Raw genomic sequence first — 17224 nt, forward strand, 5'->3', positions numbered from 1 at the left:
CGCCACCCCGCAGATGTCCTCACTGTCAGAAGCTGCTCGCACACGCCCTCAAACCTAAACTGCCAAAGTAGTGCTAATAACTCAACAGCCGCTTGCTCAGCCTGGCGCATTGAACGCGGATGTCGGGGATGGCGTCGATCTCGAAGAAGGTGCCGCGCGTCAGCGGGCCGACGGCCAGAACCTTGGCTGAAACTGTGCCGTCGCCAGCGATGATCTCGCAATTGGCGGACACGTCGAGGCCGATACGCAGCGGGTCCGGCCGCGCCAGGCCGCGGTCGACCAGCGAGCGCACGACGCTGTTCGACGAGGTCGAGATGTCCCTGATGATGCCCGAGCAATCATAGATACGGGCGACCTCGAAGGTTTCGAGACGCTGCGTGTGGCGCGACTGGACCTGGACCGTGAAGTCGCCGTTCCGGGCGATGTCGACGACGCGCCCGGCGACCAGGCGGATGCGGCCGGATTGCACGGCCTCGGTGACGCGGCCATAGACTTCGGGCGCCATGCGGTGGCGGTGGATGTCCCACCAGGCCTTGGTGTGCTCGACGAAGCGGCGCTTGGCGGAAGCTGGCCAGTTCTGCCAGATCTTCTGGTTGAATGGCCGCAAGCCGTCGACGACGTCGCGCCAGTCGATGCCGGCCTTCTGGTTCTGCTTGATCAGGTCGCGGAACCAGCCGACGAAATAGGACAGCTGGGTGCCGAGCGGAATGTCGGCGACATCGAGCTTGATCGGATTGCCCTTGCGATGCGGCGACGGCAGCAGGCCGCGCCGTGAAACCGCGATGATGTCGCCGCGATGACCGCGCTGCTCCAGTGACAGGAAGGCATCGACCATGCTGAGACCGGTGCCGAGCACCATGACGCGGCTGTCGGGGGCAAGTGCCGTGTCGGCTTCGGAGCCCATCCTGATCGCATGCCCCTGCGCCGGCTCCTCGTCATGGCCGGTCGCCAGCACGGCGAGATGGGCGACGACGCTGGTGCCGTTGGCGAGCGCGACCTCGACGCCGGACGTGGTCGGCGTGATCGAGAGGCTCTCCTCACGGATCAGGCGCAACCGGCCGGTTTCGCGTTCGCGCGTTTCCAGCTCGTCGAGCAGTTCCTTGAGGTAACGGGCATAGAGGCTGCGCGGCGCGTACACCGGCGCCTGGTCCGATGTCGCCAGGCCGCGCTCCAACAGCCAGCGCCAGAAATTGCCGGGATCGTCGGCATAGGCGCTCATGCTGGCGGCACTGACATTCAGCACATGCGCCGACAGCAGCGTGGAATAGGCGATGCCCTGGCCGAAATGCGGGCGCTTTTCGATCAGCGTGACGCGCAGATCGGGATTGGGCGATTTCAAGAGATGCGCGGCCATCACGACGCCGCTGGCGCCGCCGCCGACAATGATGATCGAGTTGGCGCGCCCGGTCATGCGCCCGGCCTCGTGCGAAGTGCGCGCGTCAGGCCTGGACCTTCACCACCACCGGCAGGTCGTCGACAGCCATGTCGCGCATCTCGGCGAGGCTGCGCTGATCGAGTACCTCGGCGATCGCCTGCCGGACCTCGAGCATCAGATGTCGGACTTGGCATGTCGCCTCGTTGCAATCTTCACAGCGCTGGTACTGGGTGCGGCTGGCGCAAGGAATCGGCGCCAGCGGGCCGTCGAGCACGCGCACGACGTGGCCGACCTTGATCTCGTCGGCAGGCCGCGCCAGGCGATAGCCGCCCTCCTTGCCCTTGCGGCTCTGGACGAAGCCGGCATTGCGCAGCTCGCCGAGGATGGCGTCGAGAAATTTCTTCGGGATGTTGTTGCTGGTGGCGATGTCGTTGACGAAAGCGAGCTGTCCGACCGGCAGTCGCGAGAGGTGTACGAGCGCCTTGAGGCCGTACTTGCCCTTTTTCGTGAGCATGAAATCAAAATTTCTCTGTCATGCGACGGCACGAAACCATCGGTTGCCAAACGCCCGACGTGCGACCTCGCCGCGTCCAAGCTGCCATGACACATAAATTCTAGTGACATGATGTACAAGCCAACAGCTGTTGATTTTGCTTCGTTTTCAGGCGCAATGGCCATTTTGGCAGGCTTTTGTGCCCGCAGGGACACAGCCGCACGGCGTTGACGGCCCATGTGCGTTGTCAGCGATCATCGCGATACGGTGGCCGCTCATCGTCCTCCAGTTCCCAATGTCGATAAGATTACTATACTTACCCCCGAAGACGCGGAGCGGGTTTTTAAATCCACGGCTGTTTGAGGTATGGATTTGCCTGGAGATGGTCGTGGCGGGAATTCTCATTCGTTCCCAGCGTCCAAGCTGTTGAGGCGGGCCCCGACTTCGTCATCCACGGGCGGGGCAGGAGCGAAGCTCCGTCGCGCAGACCCGACGATCCATGCCGTGACATCCGTCGAAGAATGCAACGGAGGAGAATCAACGTCCGTTCTGTCGCCATCCCCTTCTTCTCTTCTGCATCGTAGCGGCGCTCTGGCATCACGGCATGGATCCCAGGGTCTGCGCTCCGCTTCGCGTCGCTCCGCCCAGGGATGACGAAGCTGGTGGGCTTCACCCAATCTCGAAAGACAGCCCGCTTGTCCGCTGCGGCACCGCACCACCAATGCATTTATTCTAACAAGCCCGTCTTGGCTGGAAGGATTTAACTCTACAAGAGCGATAGAATTAGCGGACTATCGTAGGGCATTCCGGTTTTCTCTTTTCCAGGAGCCCTTCATGTCCACCATTTCGCGACGCATCATTCTGCTTTCGTCGGCAGCCCTTGCCGGTGCCGCCTTCCTCGGTCCTGCCATGGCCGACGACCTCAAGGCGGGAAAGAAATGATCGGAAAAGGGAGAATGACGATGACCCATTCCACCGCCGTGCTGTTCAGCCATTTCGGCGCCTGGCTGCTGGACCTGGCGTCCAATGACAAACGGACGAAAGAGGAGGACCCGCGATCGCCGGCGCCGGTGCGCTGGGGACGCCGGGCGCGACCGCCTGCCGCCACGTGACGAGAGTTTTTACTGGGCCTGGCAATACTGGTCGCAGTGAAGGGCAACTCATCCCCTTGAACGGTTTGCCCACACCAGTCCGACCAGGCCGACCAGCATGGTGACGATGCCGGTATAGAGCCATTGCGACTGGCCGGTCATGAAGCTTCCGCCGACCACGCCGATGCCCTGCAGCGACCACACCGCGCCGACGGCAAACACAATCAACGCCAGCAGATTTTTCGTCAGTCTCATTGATGGATCTCCCTTTCGAAGTCGATCGGTGGCGGCGTGGTGGGCGCGATGAAGGAGCCAAAGGAAATGGCCCGAACGCTTCGGCCTCTACTTGGATATTGTCGTTCGATCTTCAAACAAGTCGCTGTAATCGGCACGAAGATCATCGACAATTGATCATCGGCCTGCCGAAAATCCCTAACAGACTGTTACCCGGCGACTCCAAACGTGTGCCATTGCCACGGAACCGACAGATGATTGCCGCATTTCACGCCTTATTCGACACCTAACGGCTGGGGTCTGTCAAAAACGGAGCCATCCCCCAAATATGAATACTACAAAACAGACCGCGCTTGTCGCGGTAACGCTGGTTGCTGGCCTGATGGCCGGCGCATCTTCGGCAGCCGCCGCCGGCCAGTGCGGCCGTGCCTCCTGGTACGCCCTGCACTCCAAAACCGCATCGGGCGAGCGCATGAACCCGTCGGCGATGACCGCCGCCCACCGTACCTTGCCTTTCGGCACCAAGCTTCGGGTGACCAACCAGAACAACGGCCGCAGCGTCATCGTGCGCATCAACGATCGCGGTCCGTTCATCAGGGGTCGCGTGCTCGACCTGTCGAAGGGTGCCGCCGGCCAGCTCGGCTTCATCGGTTCCGGCCATACCGCCGTCTGCATGGCGCGCGTCTGATATTGCCATTGCCTGGACCATGATCTCTGGACAAAACGGTTTTCCGTTTGTCCGAGAAAACCGCAATCCACTTTTCGGGAATCATGGTCGGGTGTCCGGCACCAATGCCAGACACATTTCTTACACACTTCGCGCCGCACAGTGAGCCGGCTGCGCCGTTCAGGCCGGGTTTTCAAGGCTTTGGACGAAAGAAGCGTTAGTCACGCCACATGACGTATTGCATCGCAGCAATTAGTTGTTAACTTCCCCGCGAGACATTCAAGGCATGACGCTGCTCGTCGTCCCTTCAGTCGCAGGCAGCAGCGGGGTTCTCGATGTTCTACCAGCTCTATGAAATGAATCACGCCGCCATGCAGCCCGCGCGTCTCTATGCCGACGCGGTGCGCCTGTTCTACACCAATCCGCTCAATCCATTTTCGCACACATCGTGGGGCCGCTCGGTCGCTGCAACCGCCGAACTGTTCGAGCGCACCACGCGCCGCTACGGCAAGCCGACATTCGGCCTCGACAAGACGGTGGTCGACTGGAAGAGCGTCGAAGTCACCGAGAAGACCGTGTGGTCGCGGCCGTTCTGCAATCTCCTCCGCTTTGAACGCGCCGTGCCCGCCGGGCGCCGGGCGGATCCGAAGCTGTTGATCGTGGCGCCGATGTCCGGCCACTACGCGACGCTGCTGCGCGGCACGGTCGAAGCGATGCTGCCCTATGCCGACGTCCACATCACCGACTGGGTCGATGCCCGCATGGTGCCGCTCGCCGACGGCAGTTTCGATCTCGACGACTATATCGACTACATCATCGACATGCTGCACGCGCTCGGCCCCGACCGCCATGTGATGGCGGTGTGCCAGCCTTCCGTGCCGGTGCTTGCGGCCGTGGCGCTGATGGAGACGCGCGGCGACCCTTTCGTGCCCTCGACCATGACCTTGATGGGCGGGCCGATCGACACCCGTTGCAACCCGACCGCGGTCAATCTGCTGGCCGAGGAAAAGGGCATCGACTGGTTCCGCGACAATGTGGTGATGCGGGCGCCGTGGCCGGTGCCGGGCTTCGGCCGCGAGGTCTATCCGGGCTTCCTGCAGCTGTCCGGCTTCATGAGCATGAATCTCGACCGCCACATCATCGCCCACAAGGACTTCTTCATGCACCTGGTGAAGCATGATGGCGACAATGCCGAGAAGCACCGCGATTTCTACGACGAGTATCTCGCCGTGATGGACCTGACGGCGGAGTTCTACCTGCAGACCGTCGACACCGTCTTCGTGCGCCATGCCTTGCCCAAGGGCGAGATGACGCATCGCGGCACCCGGATCGATACGACCGATATCCGCAACGTCGCGCTGTTCACGGTCGAAGGCGAGAACGACGACATTTCCGGCCTTGGCCAAACCAAAGCGGCGCACGATCTGTGCCCCAACATCCCAGCCGACAAGACGGCGCACTACATGCAGCCCGCGGTCGGCCACTACGGCGTTTTCAACGGCTCGCGCTTCCGCTCCGAAATCGTGCCGCGCATCGTCGACTTCATCACCAGCTATGGTCGCCAGAACCGCGTTGCGGTGAAGCCGAAGCTGGTCCGCGTCGCCAAAAGATAGGTTCCCTCAGCGAAAATCCGGGCCAATTGGCCGGCAAAGCTGGCCAGACGGCCAGTGCTGTGCAGCCGATTCTGTTGCACAAGTGCCGCTGTCCTGCCCCTCGGGTAACCATGCTATCAATCCGACCGTCGTCGTAATTGACACGGACTGTAAATCCCCTTTAACCTTTCGTTAATAACTAAGGGTGGACGGGGACAATGATATCCTCATCGATGGCGCGAAGGCTGCGCGTGTACTTAGCAGCCGGGCTGGCAGCAACGGGAGGCTGGGTGGCACCGGCTTTGGCGGCTGGAGCAATGGCGACGGGGGGCCTCACCTCGCAGCCGATCGGCCACTATGATTTCTGCAAGCTCCATCCGGGCGAATGCTCGATCCGCCCGAGCAATCTGGCGCCAGCCGCGATGACCGACAGTCTGATGCGCAAGCTGACCAACGTCACCGCCAGGGTCAATGCCGCCGTCAAGCCGATGAGCGACATGGAAATCTACGGCAAGGACGAGGTCTGGGCCTACCCCGACAAGGGCGTCGGCGACTGCGAGGACTATGTGCTGGAGAAGCGGCGCCAGCTTTCGCGCATGGGCATCTCGCTTGCCGACCTTCTGATCACCGTCGTGCGCAAGCCCGACGGCGAGGGCCATGCGGTGCTGACGGTGCGCACCGACAAGGGCGACTATGTGCTCGACAATCTGAACGACAAGGTCAAGTCGTGGGACCTGACCGGCTACCGCTTCCTCAAGCGGCAGGCGATCGACAACACCGGCCGCTGGGTCTCGATCCGCGGCGGCCAGCAGGTCTTGGTCGGTTCGGTTCAGTAGGTCCCTAGCAAACAGTGGGGCTTCGGCGGAGGTCGGCGATCCTTCGCGCCCCCCTCTGTCCTGCCGGACATCTCCCCCTCAAGGGGGGAGATCGTTTGTCACCTGCGCTTTCGCCAATTTTCAACGTTGAAGAAAAAAGCAGCGAGCACAAAGCCGCCAATCCCCCCCCTTGAGGGGGAGATGTCCGGCAGGGCAGAGGGGGGCGCTGTCCCGCCGGCGTCTCGCTATTTGCCCAGCGCCGCGCGCATCATGCGGCCTTCCAACAATTCCGCATTCTCCATGAACCATTCCCTCCCGGCCGACGACACATGGCCGTGGATAGAAACCAACCATGGAGACTTCCGATGACTGCACTTTTGCGAAATACCCTTCTCGCCGCCGTCGCGGTATCGGCGCTGGCCGGATCCGCTTTGGCCGATCAGACCATTCCAGGCTGCGCCAAGACATCGACCAACGACCTGTGGGGCGGGCGCTGCTGCAGCAATGGCGACTCGAACTGTCTGGGCGGTGGAAACGGTGGTCGAGGCCACAATGACAATGGCGGCCGGGGAGATAAGGGCGGCGCGGCCGGCAAGAAATGATCTCGACGCAGCGGACCGCCGGCGGGCAGCTCTTCAGGCAGAAGCGGACGCGCGTGTAAACTCGCGGCTCCGGCCTCGCTACGGTTGCCGGCCCAGAGCCGCGCGGATCGAGGCGGTAATGCGGCGCAGTTCCGCCTCGTCGAGTTTCTCGATGTTCTCGGCCAAGAGATTGGCAAGCTCGGTGGCTGCGGGACTGAGGCCTGACGTGTCGAGCTTCACGCGCGGATGCGAGGCTTCGGCCAGCCGGGCCAGTTCCTCGGCATCGTCCCAGATGACGTTGAAATAGCCGATGATCTTCTGGATCAGCGTCCAGGTCGGCGCGCCGCGCCTGCCATGCTCCAGCGCCGACAGATAGGCGGCGCTGACGCCGATCGCGGCCGCCATATCCTTCTGGCTGACACCGCGCTCGCTTCTGAGCGTCCGCAGCTTCTCGCCGAACGGCGTCATGTCCGCATCCTCATGCGCGCTGCCGCCGCAGCCGGATATAGAGCGCGCCGGAGCCGCCATGATTGCGGGCGGCATGGTCGTGGCTGGAGACCAGCGGTCGGAAGGCAGGCGTCGACAGCCAGGCGGGCACGGCGCGCCGCAGCACCCCGTCGCCGCCGGAGGACGAACCCTTGCCTGTGATGACCAGCACGTAGCGAATGCCGCCGGCATGCGCCCGGTGCAGGAACGAGAACAGCAGCGAATAGGCCTCGTCCTGGGTCAGGCCGTGCAGATCGACGCGGCCTTCGATCGGCAGCCGCCCCTTCGACAGCTTGTCCAGCGTTGGTTCGTCGAGTGCGTGCGCGACATGCTGGGTCTTCGGCTTTGCCGCGCCTGCCTGGTTGGCAACAGGCTGGGCTGGCTGCGACGGTGTCGCCCTTGTTTCGGCCGCGAGGTCGGGGATGTCGATGGCCATCCTGCCCTTGAGCGGTTTGGCCGTGCGCGCCACCAGGTTCCACAGCACCCGGTCGTCCTCGCTGAGCTCGGCTTCGCTCGGTCTGGCTGGCCGCCGGGTCATCGATTCGTACCCGGAACGAGAGCACGCGGGATCAGCGCATGAAAATCGGCCGCGTTGCGCACCACGCCGGCGATCTCGCCTGCCGCATCGCCCGATCCGGCGAACAGGTCGCCGCGCGCCGGCCCGGTGATGGCGGAGCCGGTGTCCTGCGCGATCATCAGGCGCCGGAACGGTTTTGCGTCGAAAGCGGTCAGCGACGGCGCATCGATATGGAACGGCGTGCCGAATGTGTGCAGCAGGCGGTCGACGGCGATGGAGCGGCCCGGCGTCAGCGGCACCTTGGCGGCGGCGATCGGGCCAAGGGCGGCGTCCTCGACATCGGCCTCGCGGAAGAAGATGTAGGAGCGGTTTTGCCAAAGGATTTCGTCGACGCGGTCCGGGTGCGCCTTGAACCAGGCGCGGATCGACTGCATCGTCACCCTTTCCAGCGGGATCTCGCCAATTTCGCTGAGGATCTTGCCAGGCCCGGTAAAGCGTTGGCCGGATTTGGCGGCGTAGGTGACGCGGCGGAGCCGGCCGTCGGTCATGTTCAGTCTGGCCGCGCCCTGCACATGGATGAAGAAGGCATCGACCTTGTCGGCCAGCCAGGCCATTTCCAGCCCCTTGCCGTCAAGCGCGCCGCGCTCGATGGCGCCGCGGTCGGGATATTCGACCGGTCCTTGCTGCGTCTGGCGGGCAAAGGCGAGGTAAGGGTCCATGCCAAGCGGCCGATTGGCGTCGTCGATATCGACGAGATCGGCCGGACGCGACAGCAGCGGCACGGAAAATCGCTGCGTCCGGATCGGCGACGCCTCGACTTCGGGCTCGTAGAAGCCGGTGACGAGGCCGGCGGCGCCGTTCTCGGCGCGGATATTCATCGGGATAAAATGACGCTCGAAAAAGGCCCGGGCCTGCGACCGATTCGCCGGCGAAACAATGCGGGCCTCGGCGTAGGCCTCGGCAAAGGCATTGAAGTCGACACCAAGCGAACCGCTGCGATAGGGCTTGATCAGGACATGGAAGGCGGAACGGCGAAAGGCCGCGAAGGCGGAGAGATGGTCGTCCTCATCCCAGCCGGGCAAGGCGCCGAAGGATTTCCCGACAAAAAGAGGCGATAGCGACACCGGAGCCTCGCCACTTCTACCGGATTCAGTCTTCTTCCTCGGTGGCGACGAGCTTCCAGTTCGGATCGCGCGAGCGCGTGTCGCGGGCAAACGTCCAGACGTCCTTGACCTCGGCGACGGTTTCGGGGTCGCCATCGATGACAGCGCCGGCCTTGTCGCGGGTCGCCGAAATCAGCTCGCTTATGATGCGCAGCGTGACATGCGCCTCGCCACCCTTCATCTCGGCCGAGACGATGTCGGCCTTGTCGATGCCGACGAAGGAGGACTGGATCTTTTCCGATTTGGCCTCGCGCTCGCCGATGGCGGCCACAAAGCCATCATAGACCTCTCGCGACAACAGGTTCTTCAGCGTTTTGCGGTCACCGTCGGCATAGGCCATGACGATCATCTCGTAAGCCATCTTGGCGCCGTCGACGAAGCTCTTCGGCTCGAAGGACGGATCGTTGTCCTTGATCGTGCGTAATCCCTTGTTGAGGTCGGTGTCGGGCTTGGCGAAGGCGTCAATCGCCGCATAGGTCTCGGCGGCCGCCTCGCCCGGCAAGCGCTTGCGCGGCAGCGAGACGACATTTTCGGGTTTCTGGGCGGCATCCTTGTCGCCGCTGCGGGCGGCCGTATAAGGGTCGAAGGGCGGCCGTTCGCTGCCGGTGCGTCGGCCCAGCACATTGCGCAGCTGGAAAAAGATGACCACTGCCGCAATCAGGAAGAAAATCGTGCCGAAGTCGAAGAATCCCATATCTTCCGCCAATCAATCCCTGCCTTGTAGCCGGACCGCCGGCCCCAAGGGCTACGGTCGCATAGCGTTCAACATTCAAAGCATATAGAACGCAAGGCGCAATCATTCAAATCAAAGGCAGGCATACCTATCTAACAGGCCCAGTGCCAGCGGCGATTGCTCGCCAACGGCCAAAACGATCGAAAAGGGTTGGCAAGACTTGCGCATTTCGTTCCTTCCCCTTTTTGTCCTGGCGCTGCCGCTGCTGGAAATCGCCGGCTTCGTGGTTGTCGGACGCCAGGTCGGCGCCCTGGCGACGGTCGGCCTGGTGCTGGCATCGAGCATCGCCGGTGCGCTGCTGCTCCGGCACCAAGGTTTCAGCGTCATGACGCGGATCCGGGCCGAGATGGACGCCGGCCGCGATCCGAGCCGCCAGCTCGCGCATGGCGCGATGATCGTGCTAGCGGCGATCCTCTTGATCATACCCGGCTTCATCACCGACATCATCGGCCTGCTGCTGTTCCTGCCGCCGGTCCGCGATCTCGCCTGGCGGGCGTTGAAGGGCCGCGTCGTGCTGGCCACCAATTTCAGCACCGGCGGGTTCCGCGGCCGGCAGCGCGACAAGACCATCGACCTCGACGATGGCGATTATTCGCGCAGCGACGACTATTCGCGCGGACCGGACCACAACTCTCCCTGGCGCCGCCTCAAGGACGAATAGGGCGGCGGTCCAGAAGCAAGGTGGCAAACCTTGTCTTGTCATGCCGACCATGGTAGCGAACGCCCGATTTCAATTCGGTCAGCGATGCTGCCCAGGCAAGAGGACAAAGGCTTATGGCAAGCAAAGATGACGCGGCGCCCGGCGCAGCCAACGGAAACGGCAATGCGGCGCAGCCGTCGCTCAACGTTCTGGCGCAGTATGTGAAGGATCTGTCCTTCGAAAGCCCCGGCGCGCCGAACTCGCTACGCGGCCGCGACAAGGCGCCTGGCATCGCCATCAACGTCAACGTCAACGCCAACCCGCTCTCCGACAAGCAGTTCGACGTCAATTTGACGCTGAACGCCAAGGCCTCCTTCGACCAGGAAGTGCTGTTCAATGTCGAGCTTATCTATGGCGGCGTGTTCGCGATCAGCGGCTTCCCGCAGGAACACATGCTGCCGATCCTGTTCATCGAATGCCCGCGCCTGCTGTTCCCCTTCGCCCGGCAGATCATCGCCGAAGCGACGCGCAATGGCGGCTTCCCTCCGCTGATGCTCGACCCGATCGATTTCGCGCAGATGTTCCAGCAGAAACTGGCCGAAGACCAGGCGGCGTCCAACGTCAAGGTGAGCTGAGGCTTGCCTTTGTCTGGATTGTGAAGAACCCGGCCTCGCGCCGGGTTTTTTTGTTTTAGATGAAGACTTTAAGCGTCAGTCTCGAACATCTGCGATTGGCCTGAGACTCCTATACCTTCGTCATCCTAGGGCGGAGCAGGAGCGAAGCGACGTCGCGGAGACCCTAGGATGACGAACGCGAGAAGGGCTTTGGCTAACCTCCAAGGTTTGTCCCGGTACCTCGCTCCCAACCGGTCTCCAATTTGCCGCTAGTTCCCAAGAACCTTCAACCACAGCGCCTTTTCGCCGAGTGTGGCGACCATGCCTGCGTGCGCGGCGCGCTCGGCTTCGGTCAGGCGCGGCGCCAAGGGGGCCGGGCGTTGGCTGATGGTGATTTCGATTTGGCGGACATTCTCGTTACCCCCAGCCGGCGCGGTGGCGCTGTCGAGGATGAGGGCAGCCTGCTTGCCGCCGATCAGCTCGATATAGACTTCGGCCAGCAGTTCGGAATCGAGCAAGGCGCCGTGCTTGGTGCGCCTTGTGTTATCGATGCCGTAGCGCCGGCAGAGCGCGTCGAGCGAATTGGGGCCCATCGGGTGCTTGCGGCGCGCCAGCGCCAGCGTGTCGACGACACGGCCATTGTCGATGACCGGGTGGCCCAGCCGGCCGAATTCAACATTGAGGAAACCGACGTCGAACGTGGCGTTGTGGGCGACCAGCTTGGCGCCGTCGATGAAGGCCAGCCACTCCTCGGCAATCTCGGCAAAGGTCGGCTTGCCCGCGAGGTCCGCCATGCTGATGCCGTGGACCGCCTGCGCTTCGGCGTGGATCGGCCGACCTTGAGGGTTGATATAGTGGTGGAAGGTCTTGCCGGTCGGGAAGCGGTTGACCAGCTCGATGCCGCCCAGCTCGATGACGCGGTCGTCGCGCGAATCAAGGCCGGTGGTTTCCGTGTCGAAGATGATCTCACGCATCGAATCAGTCGCTCCAGGCGAGCAGAATCATAAGACCGGAACAAAATGGCAATGGGCAATGCTGACGGCCTGGCGTCAGGAGATGGCATTCCTTGACTTATCCCCGGTCAGATCCGCAACGATGGCTTTGACCGCCGCGCGGGCGGCGTCCATCCCCTCTCCGGTGTCGATGATGAAATCGGCCTGACGATGCTTTTGCGCATCCGGCACCTGCTTGGCCAGGATCGATGCCAGTTTTTCCTCGGTCATACCCGGCCGCGCCAGCACGCGCTGGCGCTGCACTTCGGCCGCGGCGGTGACGACGACGACCTTGTCGACGCGGTTGCGGCCGCCGGTTTCGAACAGCAGCGGAATGTCGAGCACCGCGAGCGGCGCTCCGGCGGCCCGGTTGCGCGCCAGGAAGGCATCGGCATCGGCGCGCACCAGCGGGTGGATGATGGCCTCCAGCCGCTTCAGCGCGCTGGCGTCGCCAAGCACGCGCCCGCCAAGTTTTGCGCGATCGACCACGCCGGCGTCCGTCGTGCCGCGAAAGGCCGCTTCGACCAGAGGCGCGGCCTTGCCAGCATAGAGGCGATGCACCGCCTCGTCGGAATCATGAACCGGGACGCCGGCCTCGGCAAACATCCTGGCCGTCGTCGACTTGCCCATTCCGATCGAGCCGGTGAGACCGAGCACGATCATGGTTTCGGCACCAGGTCGGCGACGATGAGCGCGCGCAATTCGGCCGTAACCTGCGGCCTGACGCCGAACCAGCGCTCGAAGCCGGGCACGGCCTGGTTGAGCAGCATGCCGAGACCGTCGACCGTCTTCAGCTTCCTTGCGCGGGCCGCGGCAAGCAGCGGCGTCTCCAGCGGCACATAGACGATGTCGTTGACGATGGCGTGATCCGGCAGCAAGGCCGGATTGGCCGCAAGGGTTTCATCCCCTTGCATGCCGAGCGCCGTGGTGTTGACCAGCAGGCCGGCATCGGCAAGCAGTTCGCCGGTCGCCGCAGTGCCGTGCGCGGTAACGCCGGCGCCGAAACGATCGCGCAATTCCTGCGCCCGGGCCAACGTGCGGTTGACGATGCGGATGTCGGCGACACCGCGTTGTTTCAGTGCATGGATGATGGCGCGCGAGGCGCCGCCGGCGCCAAGCACGACCGCCGGGCCGTTGCGCGCCCAGCCCGGCGCGTGATCGTCGAGGTTGGCGGCAAAGCCGTGACCGTCGGTGTTGCCGCCCCACAAGATGCCGTCCTCGAACCACAGCGTGTTGACGGCGCCGATCTCTTCGGCCGCCTCGTCTCGCCGGTCGACCAACGCAAAGGCCGCCTCCTTGTGCGGAATGGTGACATTGCCGCCGCGATAACCGTTCGCCTGCAGCGTCGCCAGGAATTCGGCAAAATCTTGCGGCGCCACGTCGATGGCCTGGTAGCTGCCGTCGATGCCATGTTGGGCGAGCCAGTGGCCATGGATCTTCGGCGAGCGCGAATGCCTGATCGGATGGCCAGTGACGAAGGCCTTTTTGATCGGCTCAGCCATCGATCGCTCCAAGGGCACGAAGTTCGGCCAGCAGCGGCAGCAGCGGCAGGCCGACAATGGTGAAATGGTCGCCCTCGATTTTCTCGAAGAGCTCGATGCCTTCGCCTTCGACCTGGTAGGCGCCGACGCTGGCCAGCGCCTTGGCACCGACGCGAGCAAGATGGCGGCCGATGAAGGCAGGGTCGAGCTTGCGCATGGTCATGCTGGCGATGCCGACATGCCGCCACAGCACCTGACCATCGCGGACCAGCACGGCGGCGCTGTTGAGCTGATGGGTCTTGCCCGACAGCGCCAGCAGGTGACGGCGCGCGCCCTCCATGTCGTCCGGCTTGTGGAACACGTCGTCGCCGAGCGACAGCGTCTGGTCGCAGCCGAGCACCAGTGCACCACGCCGGCGTTCGCTGACTTCGGTGGCCTTGGCCTCGGCCAGCACCAGGGCGACATCCTCGGGCGAGACACCACTGTCCTGCAAGGGCGCCTCGAGCGCCCGCTCGTCGACATCGGCCGCAACCGCCTCGACATCGACGCCGGCATTGACGAGCATCGCCTTGCGGAACGGACTGCTAGAGGCGAGGATGATTTTTTCGGTCATTTTGCACTCGGGCGCAGACACAGGCGCGGTTGGAGTATGAGCAGCTCTAGTCGGTAAAGTGGGCGCTGCCCCTCATTGTCCTGCCGGACATTTCTCCCCGTATAGTGACGGGAGAAAGGGGCAGCTTCAGCGCAGACGCTGTTTCCGGCTACGCTGGCTATTGGCGAAACCATCGATGACAGCGCCCCTCTCCCCGTCACTATACGGGGAGAGGATGCCGGCAGGCAGGTGAGGGGCAGCACCGACTTTCGGCTAGATTTCGCCTGGAGAAGACTCGGAAAACTCACTTTTCGCTCATTTATCTCGACTTGCCGCGCAGGGCAACGATCGCCGCCGCCGTTTCCTCGATCGAGCGGCGGCTGACATCGATCATCGGCCAGCCATGGCGCGTGCAGATCTGGCGGGCATAGGCGAGCTCCTCGGTGATGGCGGCGCGGTCGACATAGTCGCTCGCTTCGTAAGTGCTGCTGTTGCCGAGGATGCGGTTTTGCCGGACATGCGAGATGCGCTCTGCTGTGGCGATCAACCCGACGATCAGCGGGGTCTTGGCGTTGACCAAGCTCTCCGGCACCGGCACACCGAGCACGATCGGGATGTTGGCGGTCTTGATGCCGCGGTTGGCGAGATAGATGCTGGTCGGCGTCTTCGACGTGCGCGAGATGCCGATCAGCACGATGTCGGCATCGTCCATGTTGGCCGGCAGCTGGCCGTCATCATGCTCCATGGTGAAATTGAGCGCGTCGATGCGGCGGAAATACTCGGCGTCGAGAACATGCTGGGCACCGACGCGGCGGCCGGCGGGCGTGCCGAGATAGGACTGGAACACGGTCAGCACCGGCTCCAGCACCGACACGCAGGGCAGGCCCATGGTCGCACAACGCTCGTCAATGCCGCGCGCCAGCTTCTGGTCGACGACCGTATAGAGGATGATTCCCGGTTCCTCCTCGATGTCCTCGAACACCTTGGCCACCTGCTTTTCGGTGCGGATAAGAGGGTAGATATGCTCGATGGCTCGCGCGTCCTTGTATTGCGCGGAAGCCGCCCGGCCGGCGGCGAGCAGCGTTTCGCCGGTCGCGTCGGAAATCAGGTGCAGGTGGAAGAAGCTCTGGGGTTTGTTCACAAGGGGTCACTCCAGGCTGTGGGCGGCTGTGGATAAAGCGGGATGGAAAGACGGACCGGTCACGGGTGACTGTATCAGATGGCAGTTTGTCCACAATTCGTCGCACTGTCAGCTTCGCCGAGCGGCTGGGGACAAGTTTGGGGACGGCGTCTTTTGTCTCTCGCCTGTCCACAGGGACGGCTTTTCCCTGCGGTTCCTAACGCATTGACTCCAGTCATGGATTCCAGACTTTCCCCAGAACCCTACAGTTTGGAGAGGCAAGCGCGCGACAATATGCTGGCTGGTGTTTTTGTGGGCAAAGCGGGACAGGTGACAACCACCACAACCAACAGACTCTTAGAATCAGAAGAATCTTAGATATAAGAATCTTTGATTATAGAGAGGCTTGGAGAAGCGAGCGCTCGATGCCCCAGAACCGGATCATGCTGGACGTCCTGAAGGGCAAGACGGTGTTTCCGCCTCCCCTCTGGATGATGCGTCAGGCCGGGCGTTATCTGCCGGAATATCGCGAGACACGCCGGCGGGCCGGTTCGTTCCTCGACCTTTGCTACGATCCCGACCTTGCCGTCGAAGTGACCTTGCAGCCGATAGAGCGCTTCGGCTTCGATGCCTCGATCCTGTTCTCGGATATCCTCGTCGTTCCGCACGCGCTTGGCCGCGACGTACGCTTCGAAGAGGGGCGCGGCCCCCTGCTGACGCCGATCACGGCGCCAGAGATTGCGGCTCTGGAAAGCAAAACGTTTCACGTGAATCTCGAACCGGTCTACGAGACGGTCCGCCGGCTGCGGGCAAAACTGCCCGATGAGACAACGTTGATCGGCTTCTGCGGCGCGCCTTGGACGGTGGCGACCTATATGATTGCCGGCCATGGCACGCCCGACCAGGGGCCGGCGCGGCTGTTTGCCTATCGCGAGCCGGAAGCCTTTCAACATTTGCTGAAAGTGCTTGCCGATCATTCGGCAGCCTATCTTATCCGCCAGATCGAGGCCGGTGCGGATGTGGTGCAGATCTTCGATTCCTGGTCGGGCGTTCTCGATGATGCATCGTTCGACCTGTTCTGCGTTCAGCCGGTGGCCGAGATCGTTGGCCGGGTCCGGGCGGTTCATCCCGATGTTCCAATCATTGGTTTTCCCAAGGGGGCCGGTGCGCGGTACCGGACCTATCGCCAGAAGACCGGAGTAACGGCCCTGGGGATCGACTGGACGGTGCCCCTGGTGGCGGCGAAGGATTTGCAGCGCTTGGGTGCGGTCCAAGGCAATCTCGATCCCTTGCGGCTCGTTGCTGGCGGCAAAGCCCTATCCGATGGTGTCGAGGCCATCCTGAAAATGCTGGGCGACGGGCCGCTGATTTTCAACCTCGGTCACGGCATCACGCCGGAGACGCCGATAGCGCATGTCGAGACAATGGTGAAACTGGTGAGGAGCGCGACCCGCTGATGACTCATTCAAACAGCACTGGCAGCACCAACAGCACCGGCCAGGCAATGATGCGGATGGTGATCGGCATTGCCGTGCTGGTCGTTCTCACGGCACTTCTGTTTTTCGTCGCGCCCGACAGCTTCTATCTATGGGCGAAAGCGATCCACATCCTTGCCGTCATCTCCTGGATGGCGGGCATGCTTTATCTGCCGCGGCTGCTGGTCTATCACGTGGATGCCGAGAAGGGCTCGGTGCAGTCGGAGACCTTCAAGGTGATGGAGCGCCGCCTGCTGCGCGGGATCATCAATCCGGCAATGATCGCCACCTGGGTTTTTGGTCTGTGGCTCGCCTGGAAAGGCTTTGGTTTCCACGGTGGCTGGCTGCACGCCAAGATCGGTGCCGTGCTTCTATTGTCCGCCGTTCATGGCTACCTGGCCGGGGCGGTGCGCAAATTTGCCGAGGACCGCAACGAAAAACCGGCCCGGCACTGGCGGATGATCAACGAGATCCCCACATTATTAATGATCGCAATCGTGATCCTGGTTGTCGTCAAGCCGTTTTAGCTCTTACCAGGCCCATAAAACGCAGCTTGCTCTTTC

21 protein-coding genes are annotated in these 17224 nt (G+C 62.9%); 9 read left to right on the top strand and 12 right to left on the bottom strand.

Annotated elements, in window-relative coordinates; translation table 11 throughout:
* Positions 1–73: 73 nt before the first annotated feature.
* Together AC07FD_RS34570 and AC07FD_RS34575 are read right to left on the bottom strand one after the other, a co-directional pair.
* Positions 74–1411, bottom strand: a complete 1338-nt coding sequence (locus AC07FD_RS34570; RefSeq protein ID WP_478353461.1) for an FAD/NAD(P)-binding protein — start codon at positions 1409–1411, stop codon at positions 74–76.
* 28 nt (positions 1412–1439) lie between these two features.
* Complete coding sequence (locus AC07FD_RS34575; RefSeq protein WP_478353462.1) at positions 1440–1889, bottom strand: RrF2 family transcriptional regulator; 450 nt, start codon at positions 1887–1889, stop codon at positions 1440–1442.
* A 941-nt stretch (positions 1890–2830) separates the two neighbouring features.
* Between AC07FD_RS34575 and AC07FD_RS34580 the strand changes: the two genes are divergently transcribed.
* Entirely contained in the window at positions 2831–2980 is a 150-nt protein-coding gene (locus AC07FD_RS34580) for a hypothetical protein (protein WP_478353463.1), read from the top strand.
* A 48-nt stretch (positions 2981–3028) separates the two neighbouring features.
* On the opposite strand, the gene AC07FD_RS34585 is transcribed toward AC07FD_RS34580, so the two are convergent.
* Complete coding sequence (locus AC07FD_RS34585) at positions 3029–3214, bottom strand: hypothetical protein (protein ID WP_478353464.1); 186 nt, start codon at positions 3212–3214, stop codon at positions 3029–3031.
* Positions 3215–3521: 307 nt separating this feature from the next.
* Between AC07FD_RS34585 and AC07FD_RS34590 the strand changes: the two genes are divergently transcribed.
* The 4 genes from AC07FD_RS34590 to AC07FD_RS34605 all read left to right on the top strand — a co-directional run bounded on the left by AC07FD_RS34590 (position 3522) and on the right by AC07FD_RS34605 (position 6869).
* Positions 3522–3881 (top strand): septal ring lytic transglycosylase RlpA family protein, encoded by a 360-nt coding sequence (locus tag AC07FD_RS34590; RefSeq protein ID WP_477280679.1) that lies wholly within the window; start codon positions 3522–3524, stop codon positions 3879–3881.
* A gap of 314 nt (positions 3882–4195) precedes the next feature.
* Positions 4196–5473 (top strand): polyhydroxyalkanoate depolymerase, encoded by a 1278-nt coding sequence (locus AC07FD_RS34595; protein WP_478353465.1) that lies wholly within the window; start codon positions 4196–4198, stop codon positions 5471–5473.
* A gap of 197 nt (positions 5474–5670) precedes the next feature.
* The gene (locus tag AC07FD_RS34600; protein WP_478353466.1) at positions 5671–6288 is read left to right on the top strand and encodes a transglutaminase-like cysteine peptidase; all 618 of its coding nucleotides are present in this window, start codon (positions 5671–5673) and stop codon (positions 6286–6288) included.
* Positions 6289–6632: 344 nt separating this feature from the next.
* Positions 6633–6869: a hypothetical protein gene (locus AC07FD_RS34605; RefSeq protein ID WP_184872749.1), complete on the top strand. Its 237-nt coding sequence runs from the start codon at positions 6633–6635 to the stop codon at positions 6867–6869.
* Between the two features lie 78 nt (positions 6870–6947).
* Here AC07FD_RS34605 and AC07FD_RS34610 read toward each other — a convergent pair whose 3' ends face one another.
* From AC07FD_RS34610 to AC07FD_RS34625, 4 genes are read right to left on the bottom strand one after another with little or no spacing between them, the layout of a single operon-like run.
* Positions 6948–7316 (bottom strand): helix-turn-helix domain-containing protein, encoded by a 369-nt coding sequence (locus AC07FD_RS34610; RefSeq protein WP_477392605.1) that lies wholly within the window; start codon positions 7314–7316, stop codon positions 6948–6950.
* Between the two features lie 10 nt (positions 7317–7326).
* Positions 7327–7872, bottom strand: coding sequence for a Smr/MutS family protein (locus AC07FD_RS34615; RefSeq protein WP_478353467.1), 546 nt, complete (start codon positions 7870–7872; stop codon positions 7327–7329).
* The gene (gene mltA, locus AC07FD_RS34620) at positions 7869–8975 is read right to left on the bottom strand and encodes a murein transglycosylase A (RefSeq protein WP_478353468.1); all 1107 of its coding nucleotides are present in this window, start codon (positions 8973–8975) and stop codon (positions 7869–7871) included. Before mltA ends, AC07FD_RS34615 begins: the two co-directional genes overlap by 4 nt.
* A gap of 25 nt (positions 8976–9000) precedes the next feature.
* Entirely contained in the window at positions 9001–9708 is a 708-nt protein-coding gene (locus AC07FD_RS34625) for a Tim44/TimA family putative adaptor protein (protein ID WP_478353469.1), read from the bottom strand.
* Positions 9709–9907: 199 nt separating this feature from the next.
* Between AC07FD_RS34625 and AC07FD_RS34630 the strand changes: the two genes are divergently transcribed.
* Positions 9908–10408, top strand: a complete 501-nt coding sequence (locus AC07FD_RS34630; RefSeq protein WP_478353470.1) for an FxsA family protein — start codon at positions 9908–9910, stop codon at positions 10406–10408.
* Between the two features lie 113 nt (positions 10409–10521).
* The gene (gene secB / locus AC07FD_RS34635; protein WP_095083878.1) at positions 10522–11022 is read left to right on the top strand and encodes a protein-export chaperone SecB; all 501 of its coding nucleotides are present in this window, start codon (positions 10522–10524) and stop codon (positions 11020–11022) included.
* A gap of 248 nt (positions 11023–11270) precedes the next feature.
* Here the strand turns inward: secB and dnaQ are convergent, their stop codons facing one another.
* The 5 genes from dnaQ to AC07FD_RS34660 form a co-directional block, all read right to left on the bottom strand.
* A complete protein-coding gene (dnaQ, locus tag AC07FD_RS34640; protein ID WP_478353471.1) occupies positions 11271–11975 on the bottom strand; it encodes a DNA polymerase III subunit epsilon in 705 nt (234 codons plus the stop codon).
* A gap of 75 nt (positions 11976–12050) precedes the next feature.
* Positions 12051–12656 (bottom strand): dephospho-CoA kinase, encoded by a 606-nt coding sequence (gene coaE / locus AC07FD_RS34645; protein ID WP_478353472.1) that lies wholly within the window; start codon positions 12654–12656, stop codon positions 12051–12053.
* Positions 12653–13495 carry a shikimate dehydrogenase gene (locus AC07FD_RS34650; RefSeq protein ID WP_478353473.1) on the bottom strand — a complete coding sequence of 281 codons (843 nt, stop codon included), beginning with the start codon at positions 13493–13495 and terminating at the stop codon, positions 12653–12655. Before AC07FD_RS34650 ends, coaE begins: the two co-directional genes overlap by 4 nt.
* Entirely contained in the window at positions 13488–14087 is a 600-nt protein-coding gene (locus tag AC07FD_RS34655; protein WP_478353474.1) for a Maf-like protein, read from the bottom strand. Before AC07FD_RS34655 ends, AC07FD_RS34650 begins: the two co-directional genes overlap by 8 nt.
* 298 nt (positions 14088–14385) lie before the next feature.
* Entirely contained in the window at positions 14386–15207 is an 822-nt protein-coding gene (locus tag AC07FD_RS34660; protein WP_095083883.1) for a pyruvate, water dikinase regulatory protein, read from the bottom strand.
* A gap of 404 nt (positions 15208–15611) precedes the next feature.
* Here AC07FD_RS34660 and hemE point away from each other — a divergent pair, with 404 nt between their 5' ends.
* Positions 15612–16643 (top strand): uroporphyrinogen decarboxylase, encoded by a 1032-nt coding sequence (hemE, locus tag AC07FD_RS34665; protein WP_478353475.1) that lies wholly within the window; start codon positions 15612–15614, stop codon positions 16641–16643.
* 56 nt (positions 16644–16699) lie between these two features.
* The gene (gene hemJ, locus AC07FD_RS34670) at positions 16700–17188 is read left to right on the top strand and encodes a protoporphyrinogen oxidase HemJ (protein WP_425352282.1); all 489 of its coding nucleotides are present in this window, start codon (positions 16700–16702) and stop codon (positions 17186–17188) included.
* Positions 17189–17224: the final 36 nt, after the last annotated feature.

This window comes from Mesorhizobium waitakense (assembly GCF_056431085.1).